This is a genomic window from Streptomyces sp. NBC_00310, from assembly GCF_036208085.1.
In the GTDB taxonomy this organism is placed as follows: domain Bacteria; phylum Actinomycetota; class Actinomycetes; order Streptomycetales; family Streptomycetaceae; genus Streptomyces.
On record NZ_CP130714.1, the window covers coordinates 2,812,346 to 2,830,574 of the forward strand.

Annotated in this window: 21 protein-coding genes; 4 read left to right on the forward strand and 17 right to left on the reverse strand. The window is 69.6% G+C overall.

The window, feature by feature from the left end; translation table 11 throughout:
- Positions 1 to 23 precede the first annotated feature (23 nt).
- On the forward strand, positions 24 to 962 hold the full coding sequence (dapA, locus tag OG202_RS12390; protein WP_327730294.1) for a 4-hydroxy-tetrahydrodipicolinate synthase: 939 nt from the start codon (positions 24 to 26) through the stop codon (positions 960 to 962).
- On the opposite strand, the gene OG202_RS12395 is transcribed toward dapA, so the two are convergent.
- The 3 genes from OG202_RS12395 to OG202_RS12405 form a co-directional block, all read right to left on the reverse strand.
- The gene (locus tag OG202_RS12395; protein WP_327730293.1) at positions 943 to 2,169 is read right to left on the reverse strand and encodes a WD40 repeat domain-containing protein; all 1,227 of its coding nucleotides are present in this window, start codon (positions 2,167 to 2,169) and stop codon (positions 943 to 945) included. The genes dapA and OG202_RS12395 overlap by 20 nt on opposite strands.
- A complete protein-coding gene (locus OG202_RS12400) occupies positions 2,166 to 2,723 on the reverse strand; it encodes a SigE family RNA polymerase sigma factor (protein ID WP_327732285.1) in 558 nt (185 codons plus the stop codon). The genes OG202_RS12395 and OG202_RS12400 overlap by 4 nt, the downstream gene beginning before the upstream one ends.
- Positions 2,724 to 2,906: 183 nt before the next feature.
- Positions 2,907 to 3,131, reverse strand: a complete 225-nt coding sequence (locus OG202_RS12405; protein WP_326583656.1) for a hypothetical protein — start codon at positions 3,129 to 3,131, stop codon at positions 2,907 to 2,909.
- 228 nt (positions 3,132 to 3,359) lie between these two features.
- Here OG202_RS12405 and OG202_RS12410 point away from each other — a divergent pair, with 228 nt between their 5' ends.
- Positions 3,360 to 3,986 (forward strand): hypothetical protein, encoded by a 627-nt coding sequence (locus OG202_RS12410; RefSeq protein ID WP_326583655.1) that lies wholly within the window; start codon positions 3,360 to 3,362, stop codon positions 3,984 to 3,986.
- A gap of 403 nt (positions 3,987 to 4,389) precedes the next feature.
- Here OG202_RS12410 and OG202_RS12415 read toward each other — a convergent pair whose 3' ends face one another.
- From OG202_RS12415 to OG202_RS12440, 6 genes are all read right to left on the reverse strand, one after another.
- Positions 4,390 to 5,352: a DUF2332 domain-containing protein gene (locus OG202_RS12415; protein WP_327730292.1), complete on the reverse strand. Its 963-nt coding sequence runs from the start codon at positions 5,350 to 5,352 to the stop codon at positions 4,390 to 4,392.
- Between the two features lie 293 nt (positions 5,353 to 5,645).
- Positions 5,646 to 6,635 (reverse strand): 2,3,4,5-tetrahydropyridine-2,6-dicarboxylate N-succinyltransferase, encoded by a 990-nt coding sequence (gene dapD / locus OG202_RS12420; protein WP_328222738.1) that lies wholly within the window; start codon positions 6,633 to 6,635, stop codon positions 5,646 to 5,648.
- A gap of 140 nt (positions 6,636 to 6,775) precedes the next feature.
- A complete protein-coding gene (locus OG202_RS12425) occupies positions 6,776 to 7,747 on the reverse strand; it encodes a CU044_5270 family protein (RefSeq protein ID WP_326583652.1) in 972 nt (323 codons plus the stop codon).
- 1 nt (position 7,748) lies between these two features.
- Entirely contained in the window at positions 7,749 to 8,351 is a 603-nt protein-coding gene (locus tag OG202_RS12430) for an RNA polymerase sigma factor (protein ID WP_326583651.1), read from the reverse strand.
- A gap of 121 nt (positions 8,352 to 8,472) precedes the next feature.
- Positions 8,473 to 9,033, reverse strand: coding sequence for a TetR/AcrR family transcriptional regulator (locus tag OG202_RS12435; protein WP_328222739.1), 561 nt, complete (start codon positions 9,031 to 9,033; stop codon positions 8,473 to 8,475).
- On the reverse strand, positions 9,033 to 9,353 hold the full coding sequence (locus OG202_RS12440) for a DMT family transporter (protein WP_326583649.1): 321 nt from the start codon (positions 9,351 to 9,353) through the stop codon (positions 9,033 to 9,035). The genes OG202_RS12435 and OG202_RS12440 overlap by 1 nt, the downstream gene beginning before the upstream one ends.
- 294 nt (positions 9,354 to 9,647) lie before the next feature.
- Between OG202_RS12440 and OG202_RS12445 the strand changes: the two genes are divergently transcribed.
- Complete coding sequence (locus OG202_RS12445; protein ID WP_326583648.1) at positions 9,648 to 10,571, forward strand: AbfB domain-containing protein; 924 nt, start codon at positions 9,648 to 9,650, stop codon at positions 10,569 to 10,571.
- An 83-nt stretch (positions 10,572 to 10,654) separates the two neighbouring features.
- On the opposite strand, the gene OG202_RS12450 is transcribed toward OG202_RS12445, so the two are convergent.
- The 8 genes from OG202_RS12450 to OG202_RS12485 all read right to left on the reverse strand — a co-directional run bounded on the left by OG202_RS12450 (position 10,655) and on the right by OG202_RS12485 (position 17,224).
- Positions 10,655 to 10,987: a metal-sulfur cluster assembly factor gene (locus OG202_RS12450; RefSeq protein WP_020130530.1), complete on the reverse strand. Its 333-nt coding sequence runs from the start codon at positions 10,985 to 10,987 to the stop codon at positions 10,655 to 10,657.
- A complete protein-coding gene (sufU, locus tag OG202_RS12455; protein WP_326583647.1) occupies positions 10,984 to 11,454 on the reverse strand; it encodes a Fe-S cluster assembly sulfur transfer protein SufU in 471 nt (156 codons plus the stop codon). Before sufU ends, OG202_RS12450 begins: the two co-directional genes overlap by 4 nt.
- A 16-nt stretch (positions 11,455 to 11,470) precedes the next feature.
- Positions 11,471 to 12,727, reverse strand: a complete 1,257-nt coding sequence (locus tag OG202_RS12460; RefSeq protein WP_328222740.1) for a cysteine desulfurase — start codon at positions 12,725 to 12,727, stop codon at positions 11,471 to 11,473.
- Positions 12,724 to 13,488, reverse strand: a complete 765-nt coding sequence (gene sufC, locus OG202_RS12465) for a Fe-S cluster assembly ATPase SufC (RefSeq protein WP_326583645.1) — start codon at positions 13,486 to 13,488, stop codon at positions 12,724 to 12,726. Before sufC ends, OG202_RS12460 begins: the two co-directional genes overlap by 4 nt.
- A 7-nt stretch (positions 13,489 to 13,495) precedes the next feature.
- A complete protein-coding gene (locus OG202_RS12470; RefSeq protein ID WP_326583644.1) occupies positions 13,496 to 13,816 on the reverse strand; it encodes a non-heme iron oxygenase ferredoxin subunit in 321 nt (106 codons plus the stop codon).
- Complete coding sequence (gene sufD, locus OG202_RS12475) at positions 13,813 to 15,006, reverse strand: Fe-S cluster assembly protein SufD (protein ID WP_327730286.1); 1,194 nt, start codon at positions 15,004 to 15,006, stop codon at positions 13,813 to 13,815. Before sufD ends, OG202_RS12470 begins: the two co-directional genes overlap by 4 nt.
- 62 nt (positions 15,007 to 15,068) lie before the next feature.
- Positions 15,069 to 16,493 (reverse strand): Fe-S cluster assembly protein SufB, encoded by a 1,425-nt coding sequence (gene sufB, locus OG202_RS12480; RefSeq protein WP_326583642.1) that lies wholly within the window; start codon positions 16,491 to 16,493, stop codon positions 15,069 to 15,071.
- Positions 16,490 to 17,224: a helix-turn-helix transcriptional regulator gene (locus OG202_RS12485; protein ID WP_328222742.1), complete on the reverse strand. Its 735-nt coding sequence runs from the start codon at positions 17,222 to 17,224 to the stop codon at positions 16,490 to 16,492. Before OG202_RS12485 ends, sufB begins: the two co-directional genes overlap by 4 nt.
- Before the next feature lie 161 nt (positions 17,225 to 17,385).
- On the opposite strand from OG202_RS12485, the gene OG202_RS12490 reads away from it, so the two are divergent.
- Positions 17,386 to 18,219 carry an aminoglycoside N(3)-acetyltransferase gene (locus OG202_RS12490; RefSeq protein ID WP_326583640.1) on the forward strand — a complete coding sequence of 278 codons (834 nt, stop codon included), beginning with the start codon at positions 17,386 to 17,388 and terminating at the stop codon, positions 18,217 to 18,219.
- The last annotated feature ends 10 nt before the right edge of the window (positions 18,220 to 18,229 follow it).

Here is an 18,229-nt window from a genome sequence, read left to right on the forward strand (position 1 = left end):
ATGGCGGCGTCGAGACTACCTCCATGACTCTCACCCACCGCCCCGCCCCCTTCGGCCGCGCCCTCTGCGCGATGATCACGCCCTTCACCGCGTCCGGCGCGCTCGACCTCGACGGGGCCCAGGGGCTGGCCGACCGGCTGGTGACGGCAGGGTGCGACGGGCTGGTGCTGTCCGGTACGACGGGTGAGTCGCCGACGACGACGGACGAGGAGAAGGCGGAGCTGATCCGCGCGGTGCGCTCGGCGGTCGGCGACCGGGCCGCGATCGTGGCCGGAGTGGGCACCGCCGACACCCGGCACACCGTGGAGCTGGCACTGGCGGCCGAGAAGGCGGGCGCGGACGGCCTGTTGGCGGTCACGCCGTACTACAGCAGACCCCCGCAGGACGCGGTCGAGGCCCACTTCCGCGAGCTCGCCGACGCCTCGGGACTGCCCGTCGCCCTGTACGACATCCCCGGCCGCACCGGCACCCGGATCGAACCGGGGACCATGATCCGGCTCGCCGCCCACCCCCGGATCGTGGCGGTGAAGGACTGCGCGTACGACCTCCTGGGCACCCAGAAGGTGCTGGCCGAGACGGAGTTGGCGTACTACACGGGCTGCGACGAGTACGTTCTCGCGCTGTACGCGATCGGCGGGTCGGGATACGTCGGCACGGTCGCGAACGTGGCACCCCGCCACTTCCGGTCGATCATCGACGCGTTCGACAGGGGCGACACCGGCGAGGCGGCCCGGCTCCAGCGGCGGACCGTCCCGCTCACCGAGCTGATGATGTCCTCCGGCCTGCCCGGCTCCGTCACGGCGAAGGCGCTGCTGGGGCGGCTCGGCCTGCCGTCCGGGCCGGTCCGCGCACCGCTGCGGCCCGCCGGCCACGAGGTGACCGACGGGCTGCTGACGGCGTACGAGGAGTTGGTCGGCTCCGGTGCCCGGTCGGAGGGATCGGTCAGCCCCAGCGTTCGGTGAACACCGGGACCCAGCGGCCGGGGTACTCGGCCGATGCCTTGCGGAACCCGCTGAGCTGGACGACCTTGTCGCTGCCGACGGTCAGGAGGATGAGCTGGTTGCGGAACTCGCCCTTGCCGCTGCACCTCTTGGGGTCGCAGCCCCAGGCGATGATCCGCTTGTCGTCCGCCCAGGCGAGGAGTTGCTGGCCAGGCACGGTCGTGACCCTCTCGCCGGTGCGCGAGTCGACGATCTCGGAGGAGATCTCGTCACCGTCACCGGCGAATTCGCCCCCGATCAGCTTCCCGTTGGGTGACAGACCGGCTTCCGCATAGCTCACGTACTTCTCGGACGCGGGCATGTCGATCTTGTCGCCGTTCAGGTCGTAGTACTGCCGGAACGGCTTCTCCCCGATGTCCGCGAAGACGGACCTGCCGTCCTGGCCCCACTCCAGGTCCTCCCGGCTGTTGTAGAAGAAGCCCCACTCGTCCTTCCACTGCGGTGCCTTGTGCCAGTTCTCCTCGCCCGAGTCCAGGTCCACGACGGAGAACCCGGTCCGGCTGGCGACGGGGCCCGGCACCTCCTTGCCGTTGACGTTCTGCAGGTGGTCGGCGAAGCTGCGATCGGGGTTCTTGGAGTAGGTCGTCGCGAGGAGCTTGGTGCCGTCCGGGGAGAACTCGACGGACGCGACGCCGTGGCCCACCGGGATCCAGCGGTCCACCTTGCCCGTGATCATGTCGAGCAGCCCGATCCGCTCGGCGGGCAGTTCGCCCTCCAGTACGGCCGCGGTGCGCATACCGGGTGCGACGTCCAGGAACGCCCACTTGGTCTTGCGGTACTCGGCCGTCTTCTGGTCGAGGAGCCCGTACACGCGGGTTCTGACGATGTCCCCGCCCGGCTGCTTGACCTCCTTGTGCACATAGAACGCGGAGAGCGCGGTGTCACCCGCGGCGATCATGTTCCTCGGCGGTGACTGGTCGGGGTGCGCGATGATGTCGCTCTTGTTCATCTCGCTGGCGGGCCGCACCTCGTCCCCGTCTCCCGTCAGCGCGGGCACACCCACCGCGACAGCCACGACCGCGGCCGTGGCGGCGGCAGTGCACGCGATCGTGCGGTTCCTGCGACGCCGCCGGACGGTCAGGACCCGGTCGGCGAAGCCCGGTGCCAGGGGCGGCTGTTCGGCGGCCTGCTCCCGCAGGGAGTCGCGCACCAGTTCATCGACGTTCATGGACGCACCTCCACGGGCGAGAAGTCACGGGACGGCTGCTGCTCGGCCGCGGCGGGGCCGAGCGCGGCCAGCTCGGGCGCGAGTTCACGCAGTCGGGCAAGCGAGCGGTGGGTCGTGGACCGGACGGTTCCGACGGAGCACCCGAGGATCCGGGCGACATCGGCCTCGGGCAGGTCCTCGAAGTAGCGGAGCACGAGCATGGTCCGCTGCCGGTCGGTCAGCCGGGCCAGCGCCCCGCGCATCACCAGCCGCAGCTCCACCCCGGCCACACCGTCGGCTCCGCCGCCGCTCTCGGGCGGCTCGGCGACGGTCAGCTCCCGGCGCCGCCATTTCAGCCGCCACCGGCTGACCTGCTGCCGGTACAGGATCTGCCGTACGTACGCCTCCGGCTCGTCGATCCGCTGCCAGCGCCCGGCGGCCTTGATCAGCGCGTTCTGCAACAGGTCCTCGGCGGCGTGCCGGTCACCCCCGCTCAGCAGCACGGCCGTCTTCAGCAGCGCCGACGACCGCCCGGCCACGAACTCCCGGAAACTCTCCTGCCCCGCGGCATCCATCGTCACCTTCTCTTCTCCGGCGGGCCCCGTGTCCCGCCCCCTGTGCCCCTTGTGACGCGGCGACCCGCGTCCGGCTATGCCGCCCCGGAGAAGAAAGTCGTGCGCGGAGCGGAAAACGGTCCGGGCCCGTACGCGCGCGTGCGCGTACGGGCCCGGATTCACGACAATACGACGACGGCCGGGTCAGCCCCAGCGGTACCCGTCACCGAACAGCAGGGTGTGCTCCAGCACGTCCTCCATCGGGTCGTCGACCTGCCCGACGTTGACAAGTCCGATCCGGGGACCGTTGTGCGAGTCCTTGTTGGTCTCGTCGGCGTGCGCGGCTCCGGCCGACACCCCGCACACCAGCACCGTGGCCAGCCCTGCCGTGACCACTCGTGCCACGGTCCTCGCCCGGTCGTTCCTCATCCCTCGGTCCCTCATCTCATCGGTTCGGCGACTCATCGGACACTGCGTCCGACAGTTCATCTGCCTGCACCGCGTGGAGGTCACGCCGAGCAACCCTTACGGGGTCAGTTGTGGCTGCTCTGAGCAACGAGCGTGTGCCGCCGCGTCCTGGCTAGATCGCCCCCTTGTGTGCCCTTCGTGTACGTGTCACACAGTTCAGAGGCGTGACCTGGGGGAGAGGAGCACTGCATGTCGGTGTTGGGTGGCTATCCGGTAGGGCCGTCGGCCTGGGCCGTCGAGCGGTTTGGGCGGCATGCCGGCGCGCTTGCCGCTGCGGTTCCGGTGCAACTGGCCAAGGCGCATGGGAAGGCTCATGCCGCGCACCTCGCTGCGGGGCTGAAGAAGCGGAGTCCGTACGGTGTCGCCCTTGCGGGAGTGGTGCGCGAGAGCCTGGCGGAGACGGCGCGGGAGCTCGGGGAAGCCGTGCGCGACGTGCGCGGCTACGAGTATGCGGTGATCAACGATCACGCGCTCTTCCCTTTCCGGTACGCGGACAGGCCGAGGCCCCTGGACAGAGCACGGCTGCCCGCCAACGCGTCGCCCACTCGGCACCGGCTGTTCCGGGCACATGGGCCGCAGCCTCCGGAAGGCCTGTTCGACGTCGATCAGGACTTGGCGACCGAGGAGTACCTGGGGCTGCACGAAGCGTTCGAGGAACTGGGAGCGTCCACCAAGCTGGTCTGTGTGTTCTTCACGGCCGACGCCGAAAACGGCATCCATGCCATCCACTGGGGGGACGCTCACCTCGAACCCGACCGCACCTTTACGTGGCCCTATAGGGAACAGCTCCCGGTCGCTCCCGTGCAGATGGAGTGACGGGCAGTGGCGCCGCTGCCTGGGCACATCTGGTCGGGGCTGACCGACTGGGCCGTCCCTGGGCCGTGCGAGGCCGACCAACGCCGGCAGTCGGCACCCACGGGTGACCACCCCCACCTCCACCCCCACCTCGCTCTGGCCTGGGCCACCAGAGTTGATCTGCGACACCGGGAGGGTTATGCCCGCACCCGGAGAACTGGCAGTGGCTGGGCAGCAGCAAACCCCCTATCAGCGCGTTTGGCGCGGAATAGGGGGCCTGGTATGGGTCACGGGGGATGTCGGGACACCGGGGGTCGGCACCGTCCCGGGTGCCGGGAGGCGGGTGCCGGGAGGCGGGTGCCGGGAGGCGGGTGCCGGGAGGCGGGTGCCGGGAGGCGGGGATGCGCGATGCCGACTGCGCGTGCTACATCCAGCGGATCCAGTCGCCGTGCGGGTGGGTGAAGGCGGCAGGTGCGCCGTCGACGGTGAGGACGAACGGCGAGGTCTCGAACCGGGGCGGCGTGACGTCGGCGACCACGCCCGGCGCCTCGTTCGCGATCCATACGACGTCAAGCTCGCGGGCCAACCCGGCAAATTCGGCGCGGAGCCGCGGCCCGACGTATGCCAGCACCGCCGAGTGGAAGACCACAACGCGCGTGTCCCGGGGCGCCTGCTCGACGAGGGCCGGCAGCGCTTCGAGCAGGTCGCCCTCGTGCACAGGCACAGGATGGCGCTGCGCGGTTGCCAATGCGGAAACGAGGCGTTCGCGACGGGCCGTCTGCCCCGGCCACACCAGACACTCGAGCCAGGACCGGTCCCCGGGATCCGACGGATCGAGCGGGTTGAGGTCGATGCCGGCCGCCCATGCCACCTCGGGCATCCGCAGTTCCGGGTGCGGTCCCTCCGCCCGGCACCGGAGTGTCGGCGCCTGTGGGTCACGGCCGGTCAGGTGCGTGTGGCCGTAGTCGTAGGAGTACCGGTCGACGTGCAGGCACAGTCCGGCGCTCGCGCCGACCTCGATCAGGGCAAGCGGCCCATCGACCGCGGCCAGCGCGGGCAGAAGCGTTGCACAGCGGCCCGGTTCGTTGGTCTGGGTGCGCCGCGACAGGACCATCGCCCGCAGCTCCCCGGCCCGCGTGGTGGCCAGCTCCCGCAGCGCGTCCGCGTCGGGCACCATGCACAGCATGTGGCGGGCCGCGGCGAACAGCAGGTTCGGCTGGCGCTTGTCGGCGGGCAGGGTGCCCAGGAAACCCAGCACCTCCGGGTCGGACGCCACCGCGAGGGCCAGCGCCTCGTAGGCGGGGGATCGTCCCGCCGCCTCGCGCTCGGCGAAGCGATGGTAGTTTTCCGCCGTCGTCATCCGGTCGTCCAAGCCCGTCATCGCCATGGCGTGATCATATGGGCCGCTCCGGAGGTTCCGGTAGATGCACAGACCACGTAAACACGGGAAACCGCCACATCACCGCGTTGAGTAGCTGCAGGTCAGGGATCGATCCGAACACTCCCGGCAGCAGGTGCGGCTCGATCAATTCCACGTCCCCCACGCACGAGCGCCCTCCCGGGCCGTCCTCGGGCCGTGGAAGGGCGCTCATCCATGACCAAGGTCGACAACTGCCGACAGCTCAGCAACAGGTCAGGATGTTGATCGATTAGGCAGCCGCAGGTCACGGCCGCCGGTGATCAGTTGTGGCTGTGCAGGATCTCGTTCAGGCCGCCCCAGACCGCGTTGTTCGGGCGGGCCTCGACCGTGCCGGTGACCGAGTTGCGGCGGAAGAGGATGTTCGAGGCGCCGGAGAGCTCGCGGGCCTTGACGACCTGCCCGTCGGGCATGGTGACGCGGGTGCCCGCGGTGACGTAGAGGCCGGCCTCGACGACGCACTCGTCACCCAGGGCGATGCCGACGCCCGCCTCGGCGCCGATCAGGCAGCGCTCGCCGATGGAGATGATGACGTTGCCGCCACCGGAGAGCGTGCCCATGGTGGAGGCGCCGCCGCCGATGTCCGAGCCGTCGCCGACGACGACACCGGCGGAGATACGGCCCTCGACCATCGACGTGCCGAGGGTGCCCGCGTTGAAGTTGACGAAGCCCTCGTGCATGACCGTGGTGCCCTCGGCGAGGTGCGCGCCGAGGCGGACGCGGTCGGCGTCGGCGATGCGGACGCCCTTGGGGGCCACGTAGTCCGTCATGCGCGGGAACTTGTCGACGGAGGTGACCTGGAGGTGCAGGCCCTCGGCGCGGGCGTTGAGCCGCACCTTCTCCAGGTCGTCGACGGCGACCGGGCCGAGCGAGGTCCAGGCGACGTTGGCCAGGAGGCCGAAGATGCCGTCCAGGCTCTGGCCGTGCGGCTTGACCAGGCGGTGGGAGAGCAGGTGGAGGCGCAGGTAGGCGTCGTGCGTGTCGACCGGCTTGTCGTCGAGGGAGGAGATGACCGTGCGGACCGCGACGACCTCGACGCCCCGGCGCGCGTCCTGACCCGTCGCGGCGGTCGCGCCGCCGCCCAGCAGTTCCGCGGCCCGCTCGGCGGTCAGCCGCTCGGTGCCGGAGGGGCCCGGCTCGGCGGAGAGCTCGGGCGCGGGGAACCAGGTGTCGAGAACGGTGCCGTCGGCGGCGATCGTGGCGAGGCCGGCGGCCACGGCGCCGGTGGTACGAGGAGCAGTCGTGTCGGTCATGAGGGCAACCTAACTGTCCGGGGGCTGTGCGGGCCAACCGGCGGCGGGGGCGTCTCAGCGGCCGGGCACGTGGCGGACATACGGCGCCGAGCGGCCCGCCCACCCCCGTGGAGCGGGCCGCCGGTGCTCAAGGGCCCGGGTCAGCCACGCTCACCGGGCTCGTCGACGACGGCGGTGTCGACGACCACGCCGCCGCCGGTCGTCCTGCCGTCCTTGACCTGCTGTGTGCCGAGTACCTGGTACGTCTCCGGGTCGATCAGCCACCGCGTACCGCCGCGCCTGCCCGTGTTCAGCGCGACGAGCTTCCGCCCGGAGGCGTCCTCGACCATGTGGTCGACCACGGAGAGGTCCGGCAGGGTGGCCAGCGCGCGGTACAGGCCCGCCAGTCCCTTGGGCGGCTTGACCTCGGCACCGAGCAGATGGGCGATCTCGATGTAGTCGTTCTCCGTCCGCGTGGCGCCCTTCTGGTCGATGAGGGCGTTCTCCTCCCGGAGGGCCTTCAAGGCTCCCGGGCCGTCGGTCGGCAGGGTGGACAGTGCGCGGTACATCTCGATGGGGGTGCGAGCCGCGCCCTCCTCGTACTCGGCGTCGTTGACGTGCACCTTGATCGGCTTTCCGTAGGGGTCGCGCTGCTGGAACGCGCGCTCGGCGCCGTCGAAGCGGGTCCAGTCCTCGAAGTAGAGGGACCAGTCTCCGTATTCCTCCAACGTCTTCTCGTCCAGTTCCGCCGCGGCTCCCTCGTCCGTCGTCCTGGTGTAGATCCACTGCCTGGGCCCCGGCTCGGGAACCTTCGGCTGCCGCTCCAGCGCCTCCGCCGCCCGCTCCAACAGCTCACGCGCGCTCATCCTCTTCAGGTCCGCGTTCGTCAGCGCCGCCGGTGTCGTCAGCTCGTGGGCGTCGTCGCGGCCCGACAACAGCGACGCGGTCACCGCCACCGCGGTCACGGTCGCCACGACCCCGGCGATCACGAACCCCGGCCGCGCCCACATCCGGTGCCGCCGCTCGCCGGTCCGCGCCGCGTCCAGCAGCCGGGCGCGGCCCGGCGCGACGCGGGCGCGGTCGGGGGTCGGCGCCCCGGAACGCAACTCGCGTACCTCGGTCAACTCGTCCACGTCAGACCACCTCCGCCGCGTCACCGACGAACGCCGGATCGGCTCCCAGCGCCGTACGCACCTTGCGCCGCGCGCGGTTGAGCCGCGAGCGGACCGTTCCCACGGGGATGTCCAGGGCCTGGGCGACCTCCTGGTAGCCGAGGTCGGCCCAGGCGACGAGCAGCAGCACATGCCGGTCCCCCGCAGACAGCGCCGCCAACGCCCCGGCGAGCGGCCCCTGCGCCGCCACCCGGCTGTCGGTCCGCTCGACCCAGGTCTCGCTCCAGGAGGCGGCGACCGGATCGTGTCCGGTGCGGGCCAGCGCCCTGAGCGCCCGGACCTCCGTACGGCGGTGCCTGCCGATGAGGTTGCCCGCGATGCCGTACAGCCAGGGGCGGGCGTTGGTGTGGGCCCGGTCGTAACGGCCGCGGATGCGGAACGCCGTGAGGAAGGTGTCCGCGGTGAGGTCGTCGGCCATGCCGTCGCCGAGTCGCCGGGCCACGTACCGGTGGATGTCCGGCGCGTAGCGGTCGTAGAGCCGCGCGAACAGCTCTGGCTCTTCCAGCGACTGGGCGACGATCTCGGCGTCGTCGTCGGCCCGCGCCTGTGGCGGTGGTCCGCTCACCGGGTTCTCCCCCTGCTCGTCACAAGCTCACCCTCTGCTTCACCGTGTTCCTGTCACCGCCTGTTCCCCGATGGACGGCAGAAGGTTCACGACTCGCGTTCCCCGATGGACGGCAAGAGGTTCACGACTCGCGCCGCCGGGTCCCTCGGGGAATGACCCGCGCCAGCACCTCCCGCGCGTACTCCTCGTCGTACGGCGCCCCGGTCAGCAGTACCTGCAGACAGATGCCGTCGATCAGGGCGACCAGCGCCCGCGCGGTCACCGGGTCGGTGCGGCGGGTGAGCCAGTCGGCGAAGCCCCGGCCCCACTCGTCGGCGACGGGGCGCAGGGCGGGCCGGCGCAGGGCGGCGAGGTAGAGCTCGTACTCCACCTCCAGTCCCGTACGGTCGCCGGCGAACCACTCGCCGCCCAGCGCGGCCAGTTCGGTGGCGAGGTCGGTGCCGGGGTCCCGCAGGGCGTCGCGCGCGGCGACCGTCTTGGCGAAGCGCTCGTTGGCCTGCCGCAGCGCGGCGACCATCAGGTCGTCGAGTGTCTTGAAGTGGTACGTCGTCGAGCCGAGCGGTACGTCCGCCTCGGCGGCCACGGTCCGGTGGCTCAGCCCGGCGATGCCCCTGTCCCCCACCACCCGGATCGCCGCGTCGATGATCCGCTGCCGCCGCTCGGGATCGTAGCGCCGGGCCATCAGTGGGCGCCTCCCAGGTTCAGCACCACGACTCCCGCGATGATCAGCACGATCCCGGCGACCTTGGCGAAGCTCAGCCCCTCCCCGAAGAGCACCAGGCCGAGCGCGGCGACGGTCGCGGTGCCCGCCCCGGACCAGATCGCGTACGCCGTGCCGATCGACATCGACTTCAGCGCCTGGGCGAGCAGGACGAAGGAGACGAGGTACCCCACGCCGGTGACCAGCGACGGCCACAACTTGCTGAAGCCCTCGCTGTACTTCATGGCGGTGGTGGCGGCCACTTCGGCGGCTATGGCACCGGCGAGCAACAGATATCCCATGTGTACGATCGTACACATCATGCGTACACCTGTACACATCGCGCGTACAGGCGTACTTATGGGCGGAATTGAGCATCATCGATGGTCAAGAGGCCCTTGTTTCGGGGCCGTTCTGTTATGGAAGCGCTCTCGGAAAGGGCTCCCCGGACACCACTTGGTCCACTACTGTTTCAACGGTCAATCTCCCGGATGCGTGACGACCGCCAGGGTTTTCACACACCGGTGACACGTACCACCCTCCCCGATCCGCATGACGAATTGCGTCCGCCTTGGGCGACGCCGAGGGAACCGCGCATGCCGCCGAACAAGCCCGGACCTGATCCGGACCAGACCCCGCCCAGCCTTCCGGTGCTCAGATCCGCGAAGGTGTGGGAGACGGGTGTCGCCCCGAACGACGCCCGAATACCGGGCACGCGCCGCCTCTGGCTGGCCGGCGCCCTCGCTCTCGCCGTGGTCTCCTCCTGCGTAACCGCGATCACCCTGCAGGGCACTGGACCTGACGACTCGTCACAGAAGAACGGCCGCACGACCGCCGCCGACGACGACCGGGTCCCCTTTGTCTCCCTCCCGCCCGCGTCGCCGCCCGCGACCTCGGCGCCGGACGGCAAGAGCGGCCTGTCGGAGCCGCAGGGCTCCGAGGACGACGCGAAGAACGACGGGGGCAAGGGCAAGGGCTCCACCTCCGACGACAAGGAGGACTCCGACTCCTCGGAGAGCCAGCAGGGCGGCGCCAAACCGACGACCGCACCCTCGAAGTCGACCTCGCCCACGAAGAAGCCGTCCACCTCCACCGCGCGCAAGTCGGTACAGGCCGTCAACTACCCGGACCGCTACTGGCATCTGCGCAGCGGTGTGATCGGGCTGGACCAGGTGAGCTCCCGCAGCGGAAGCGAGACCAGGGAGGACTCCTCCTTCAAGGTCGTCTCCGGCCTCGCCAAGTCGTCCTGCTACTCCTTCCGGATGTCGGACGGCCGCTACGTCCGGCACCAGAACTTCCGGCTCCGCGTCGGCGGCGACGACGGCTCGGCGCTCTTCAAGCAGGACGCCACCTTCTGCCCGGTGACGTCCCCGTACTCGGACGCCGTGATGCTCCAGGCGGTGAACTATCCCGACCGCTATCTGCGCCACCGGAACTTCGAGCTGGTCCTGGATCCGTACGGCTACAACACGACCGGCCGCCAGGACTTCTTCTTCCGTATCGTGAAGGGTCTCGACTGAACGGTCTCGACCGAACGGCGTGACACCCGCACGCGCGTGTGGCCCCCGGCGAATCGCCGGGGGCCACACGCATGTCAGGGATCTCAGACGTTGAACCCGAGCGCCCTCAGCTGCTCACGGCCGTCGTCGGTGATCTTGTCGGGGCCCCACGGGGGCATCCAGACCCAGTTGATGCGGAGCTCGTTGACGAGGCCGTCCGTGGCGGACTTGGCCTGGTCCTCGATGACGTCCGTCAGCGGACAGGCCGCGGAGGTCAGGGTCATGTCGATCGTCGCGATGTTCGCGTCGTCGATGTGAATGCCGTAGATGAGGCCGAGGTTGACGACGTCGATGCCCAGCTCGGGGTCGACGACGTCGTACAGGGCCTCGCGGACCTCCTCCTCGGAGGCCGGCTTCATCTCCAGGGTCTCGCTCATGCCGTCTTCCTTTCGACGTCGGCGTCGGCGCCCAGCGCCTGGGCCGTCGCGTCCTTCCACGCCATCCAGCTGAGGAGGGCGCACTTGACCCGGGCGGGGTACTTGGAGACACCGGCGAACGCCACCGCGTCCTCCAGCACCTCCTCCATCGCGTCGTCCGGTTCGACCTTCCCCTTGGACTGCATCAGCTCCAGGAAGGTCTCCTGGATCTTCTGCGCGTCCGCCAGGTCCTTGCCGACCAGGAGGTCGTTCAGCACGGAGGCCGAGGCCTGGCTGATCGAGCAGCCCTGGCCCTCGTACGACACGTCCTCAATGGTCGTGCCGTCGTACTTCACTCGCAGCGTGATCTCGTCGCCGCACGTCGGGTTCACGTGGTGCACCTCGGCGTCGCCATCCCGCAAGCCCCGCCCGTGCGGGTTCTTGTAGTGGTCCAGGATGACTTCCTGGTACATCGAGTCCAGCTTCATGCGATCGCTCGTCCCATCAGCCGAAGAAGTTCCGTACGTGCTCCAGGCCGTCGACCAGGGCGTCGATCTCGGCCGGCGTGGAGTACAGATAGAACGACGCTCGGGTGGTCGCGGGAATTCCGTACCGCAGGCAGACGGGGCGGGCGCAGTGGTGGCCGACCCGGACCGCGATGCCCTGCTCGTCGAGGACCTGGCCCACGTCGTGCGGGTGGATGTCGCCGAGGGTGAAGGAGATCGCCGCGCCCCGGTCCTCGGCCGTGGCGGGACCGATGATCCTGAGGTCCGGGACCTCCGTCAGCCGCTTCACCGCGTATTCGGTGATCGCGTGCTCGTGGGCGAGGATCTTGTCCATGCCGATCGAGTTCAGGTAGTCGATCGCCGCCCCCAGGCCGACCGCCTGCGCGATCGGCGGGGTGCCCGCCTCGAACTTGTGCGGGGCGGGAGCGTACGTCGACGAGTGCATCGACACCGTCTCGATCATCTCGCCGCCGCCCAGGAACGGGGGCAGGTCCTCCAGGAGCTCCTGGCGGCCCCAGAGCACGCCGATGCCCGTCGGACCGCACATCTTGTGGCCGGTGAAGGCCACGAAGTCGGCCTGGAGGGCCTGGACGTCCAGCGGCATGTGCGGCGCGGCCTGCGAGGCGTCGATGCAGACCAGGGCGCCGACCTCCTGTGCCCGGCGCACTATCGCCTCGACGGGGTTGACCGTGCCGAGGATGTTGGACACCAGCACGAAGGAGACGATCTTCGTCTTCTCCGTGATGATCTCGTCGATGTTGGAGAGGTCGAGGCGGCCGTCGTCGGTCAGCCCGAACCACTTCAGCTTCGCGCCCGTGCGCTGCGAGAGCAGCTGCCACGGCACGATGTTGGAGTGGTGCTCCATCTCCGTGATGACGATCTCGGTCTCGGCGTCCACCCGGTAGGGGTCGTCGGCCCAGCCGAGCATGTTCGCCACGAGGTTCAGCGACTCGGAGGCGTTCTTGGTGAAGATCACCTCGTCGCGGCTGGGCGCGTTGATGAACGACGCGACCTTGTCCCGCGCGCCTTCGTACAGCGCCGTGGCCTCCTCGGCGAGCACATGCACACCGCGGTGGACGTTGGCGTTGTAGCGCTCGTAGTACTCACTCAGGGCGTCCAGTACCTGGCGCGGCTTCTGCGACGTCGCCGCGTTGTCCAGGTACACGAGCTTCCGGCCGTCGTGGACCTGACGGTCCAGGATGGGGAAGTCCTTGCGGATCGCCTCGGTGTCGAGGAGGCCCGGCAGCTGTGTCACGCGGATGCGCCACCCTTCGTGTATACCTCGTAGCCCTCGTTCTCCAGCTTGTCGGCGAGCTCGGCGCCGCCGGACTCGACGATACGGCCGCCGGAGAAGACGTGGACGAAGTCGGGCTTGATGTAGCGCAGGATGCGCGTGTAGTGGGTGATCAGCAGGGTGCCGACCTCGCCGGTCTCGCGGACGCGGTTCACGCCCTCCGACACGATGCGCAGCGCGTCGACGTCCAGACCGGAGTCCGTCTCGTCGAGGATCGCGACCTTCGGCCGGAGCAGTTCGAGCTGAAGGATCTCGTGGCGCTTCTTCTCACCGCCGGAGAAGCCCTCGTTGACGTTGCGCTCGGCGAAGGCGGGGTCCATGTTGAGGCGCTGCATGGCCTCCTTGACCTCCTTCACCCAGGTGCGGAGCTTGGGGGCCTCGCCGCGGATGGCGGTGGCGGAGGTCCGCAGGAAGTTGGAGACCGAGACGCCGGGGACCTCGACCGGGTACTGCATCGCCAGGAAGAGGCCCGCGCGGGCGCGCTCGTCGACGGACATCTCCAGGACGTCCTCGCCGTCGAGCAGCACGGTGCCGCCGGTGATCGTGTACTTCGGGTGACCCGCGAGCGAGTAGGCGAGGGTCGACTTGCCGGAGCCGTTCGGGCCCATGATGGCGTGCGTCTCGCCCTGCTTCACGGTGAGGTCGACGCCCTTGAGGATCTCCTTCGTGGCGTTGTCGGCCTCGACGGTGACGTGCAGGTCTCGGATTTCAAGCGTTGCCATGGGTGCCTCAGGACTCCTGGGTGAGGGAGACGAGCACGTCGTCCCCTTCGATCTTTACGGGGTATACGGGGACGGGGCGCGTCGCGGGAAGGCCGGACGGCTTGCCGGTGCGGAGGTCGAAGCTGGAGCCGTGCAGCCAGCACTCGATCTGACAGTCCTCCACCTCGCCCTCGGAGAGCGAGACGTTCGCGTGGGAGCAGATGTCGTGGATGGCGAACACCTCGCCCTCGGTCTGTACGACCGAGACCGGCGTGCCGTCGAGTTCCACCCGCTTCGGGGTGTCCTCCTCCAGCTCGCTCAGCCCACAGGCGCGTACGAACGGGGTCATCGGCCCGATCCAGACACAGTCTCCAGCTCCTCGTCGATCTTCACGAGAAGGCGTTCCTGGATGTCGTCGACACCGATCTGCTGGACCAGCTCGGCGAAGAAGCCGCGGACCACCAGGCGACGGGCCTCGTCGGCCGGGATGCCTCGGGCCATCAGGTAGAAGAGCTGCTCGTCGTCGAAGCGGCCGGTCGCCGAGGCGTGGCCGGCGCCGACGATCTCACCGGTCTCGATCTCCAGGTTCGGCACCGAGTCGACCCGGGCGCCGTCCGTGAGGACCAGGTTCCGGTTCAGCTCGTAGGTGTCGGTGCCCTCGGCCTTGGCCTCGATCAGCACGTCGCCGATCCACACGGCGTGCGCCGCCTCGCCCTGGAGCGCGCCCTTGTAGACGACGTTCGACTTGCAGTGCGGGACGTTGTGGTCGACCAGGAGGCGGTGCTCCTGGTGCTGGCCGGCGTCCGTGAAGTACAGCCCGAACAGCTCGGCCTCGCCGCCGGTGCCGGCGTAGGAGACGCGCGGGTGGATGCGTACGACGTCGCCGCCGAAGGTGACCACGACGGACTTGAAGGAGGCGTCCCGGCCGATGAGGGCGTTGTGCTGGGCCACGTGCACGGCCTTGTCGTCCCAGTCCTGGACGGAGACGACGGTCAGCCTGGCGCCGTCGCCCAGGATGTAGTCGACGTTCGCGGCGAGGACGGCGTCACCGGTGTGGTCGATGACGACGACGGCCTCGGCGAAGGCGCCCAGCTCGACGACCTGGTGGGCGAAGGCGGTGGCGCCCTCGCCGTGCACGGCGATCCGGATCGGCTCGGTGAGGACCGTCTCCTTGGGGACGGTGATCACACCGGCCTTCTCGAACGCCGAGTAGGCCTGGGCGGCGACGCGGTCCACGGGGGCGCCGGCCCTGCCGAGGCGCGCGTCGTCACGGCCGACGGTCTCGATCGTGACGCCCTCGGGCGCCACGATGTCGACCTTCAGGCCGTCGCCGGTGGCGACGGCGGTGCCGTCGTGCAGCCCGCGCAGCCGCTCCAGCGGGGTGAACCGCCACTCCTCCTCGCGGCCGTGCGGCACGGGGAAGTCCGCCACGTCGAAGGACGGGGGCGCGCTCATGCGCGTGGCGACGGTCGACTCTGCGGCCACCGCGATCTGGCCGGCGGTGGTCGAGCCCACCGGGATGTTCTGAGCCTCAGCCATGGCTGTCGGTCTGCTCTCTTCCTACGTCAGATTTCGCTAGCTGTATCCGAAAGGGGCGGGGGTTAACCGACCGCGCCTTCCATCTGCAGCTCGATCAGCCGGTTGAGCTCCAGCGCGTACTCCATCGGCAGCTCCTTCGCGATCGGCTCGACGAAGCCGCGCACGATCATCGCCATCGCCTCGAACTCGCTCAGGCCGCGGCTCATCAGGTAGAAGAGCTGGTCGTCGGAGACCTTGGAGACGGTCGCCTCGTGGCCCATGGACACGTCGTCCTCGCGGACGTCCACGTAGGGGTACGTGTCGGAGCGGGAGATGGTGTCGACGAGCAGCGCGTCGCACAGCACGTTCGACTTGGAGCCGTGGGCGCCCTCGCCGATCTCGACGAGACCACGGTAGGAGGTACGGCCGCCACCGCGCGCCACCGACTTGGAGACGATGTTGGAGGAGGTGTTCGGCGCCATGTGGACCATCTTGGAGCCGGCGTCCTGGTGCTGCCCCTCGCCCGCGAAGGCGATGGAGAGGGTCTCGCCCTTGGCGTGCTCGCCCATCAGGTAGACGGCCGGGTACTTCATGGTGACCTTGGAGCCGATGTTGCCGTCGATCCACTCCATGGTCGCGCCCTCGTAGGCGACGGCGCGCTTGGTGACCAGGTTGTAGACGTTGTTCGACCAGTTCTGGATGGTCGTGTAGCGGCAGCGGGCGCCCTTCTTCACGATGATCTCGACGACCGCGGAGTGCAGGGAGTCCGACTTGTAGATCGGAGCCGTACAGCCCTCGACGTAGTGGACGTAGGCGTCCTCGTCGACGATGATCAGCGTCCGCTCGAACTGGCCCATGTTCTCCGTGTTGATACGGAAGTAGGCCTGGAGCGGGATCTCCACGTGCACGCCCTTCGGCACGTAGATGAAGGAACCGCCGGACCACACGGCCGTGTTCAGCGACGCGAACTTGTTGTCGCCGACCGGGATGACGGTCCCGAAGTACTCCTTGAAGAGCTCCGGGTGCTCCTTGAGGGCCGTGTCGGTGTCCAGGAAGATGACGCCCTGCTCCTCCAGGTCCTCGCGGATCTGGTGGTAGACGACCTCGGACTCGTACTGGGCCGCGACGCCCGCGACGAGGCGCTGCTTCTCCGCCTCGGGGATGCCGAGCTTGTCGTACGTGTTCTTGATGTCCTCGGGCAGGTCCTCCCAGGACTCCGCCTGCTTCTCCGTGGAGCGCACGAAGTACTTGATGTTGTCGAAGTCGATGCCCGACAGGTCCGAGCCCCAGTTCGGCATGGGCTTCTTCTCGAACAGGCGCAGGCCCTTGAGACGGAGCTTGGTCATCCACTCCGGCTCGTTCTTCTTGGCGGAGATGTCGCGGACGACGTCCTCGTTGATACCGCGCTTGGCAGATGCACCGGCCACGTCGGAGTCGGCCCAGCCGTATTCGTAGTTGCCCAGACCCTCGAGCTCGGGGTGGGCAGTCTCCTCGATGGGGAGCGTCATGCGGGGTTCCTCCCGGCGGTACGTGCAGATGCGGTGTCGTTGGCTGTCTTGGAAACTCTGGGGATGAACGTCGTGCAGACGCCGTCGCCGTGGGCGATGGTGGCCAGCCGCTGGACGTGCGTACCGAGCAGTTCGCCGAAGAGCTCGGTCTCGGCCTCGCAGAGCTGCGGGAACTGCTCGGCGACATGGGCCACCGGGCAGTGGTGCTGGCAGAGCTGTTCGCCCTGGTGGGGGTGGGGGGCACTGCGTGCCGTAGCAGCGTACCCGTCGGCGCTCAAGGCCTTGGCCAGGGCTTGAGTCCTGTTTTCGGGGTCCGCCGCCTCGACGGCCTTGCGGTAGGAGCCGGCCTGGGCGGCGACCCGGGCCCGGGCGAAGGCGGCGACCGCCTGCTCCCCGCCCTCCTGGTCCGCGATCCAGCGGAGCGCGTCGGCGGCGAGCTTGTCGTACGACTGGTCGAAGGTGTCCCGTCCGCAGTCCGTCAGGGTGAACACCTTGGCCGGGCGCCCGCGCGTTCGCGCGCCGTAGACGCGCTGCTCACGCGGTTGTACGACGTCGTCGGCGACCAGTGCGTCGAGGTGCCGGCGGACGGCCGCCTGGGTCAGCCCGAGGCGCCCGGCGAGGTCGGCCACGGTGGACGGGCCGTGGGACAGGATGGACCGCGCGACCCGGTTGCGTGTCGACCGCTCCCCGGTCGCGAGTTCCTCCTGCGGAGCCTCGCCAACGTTTTTCACAACGCCATTGTTGCGTAATTCCTCAGAGAGGGGCAAGCCGCGTCCGGACGGGCGGGCGGTGCCGTGCATCACTTAGGCATACCTAAGATGACCTGCGGGAACGATCACTGATCGATCAAACGGGTGGCGCCGCGAGAGCCGCTCCGGAAGACTGCCACACCATGTCGACAACCCCTCCCACCGGCCCTCTTGTCACCCGCGCCGGCTTGGTGGCGGACCTGCGCGCCGCCGGGGTCGAGCCTGGCGAGACCCTCCTTGTGCACTCCTCGCTCAGCGCGCTCGGCTGGGTCTGCGGAGGCACCGTCACGGTCGTCGAGGCGCTGCTCGACGTACTCGGTCCGGACGGCACCCTCGTCGTCCCCAGCCAGACCGGCCAGCTCTCGGACCCGGCCCTGTGGGCGTACCCGCCGGTGCCCGAGGAGTGGTGGGAGCTGATCCGCGCGACCATGCCCGCGTACGACCCGCGGACCACGCCCACACGGGGGATCGGCGTGATCCCCGAGACGGTGCGGACCTGGCCGGGCGCCCTGCGCAGCGCGCATCCCCAGACGTCCTTCGCCGCGATCGGCCCGGGCGCGGCGGCGATCCTCGCGGACCACGCCCTCGACTGCCGCCTCGGCGAGCGCAGCCCCCTGGCCCGGCTGGAGAAGGCGGGCGCCCGGGTGCTCCTGCTCGGCGCGGGCTACGAGTCGTGCACCAGCTTCCATCTGGCGGAATACCGGATCCCCGCACCGCTGGTCGAGGTCGGCCGGCCCGGTCCGGACGGCTGGGAGGTGGTGACCGAGGTGTCGATCGACTCGGACCGGTTCGACGAGCTGGGGTACGACTTCGAGCGCGACCACCACATCCTCCGGGCCAGGGTGGGCGCGGCGGACGTACGCCTGTTCCCGGTGGCCGACGCGGTGGCGTACGCCGAGCGCTGGCTCCCGTTGCACCGGCCCCGGGAGGAGGAGATCTCCGGACCCCCTGGCCTCGGCACCCGGCCGCGTACCTAGACTCGGGCCC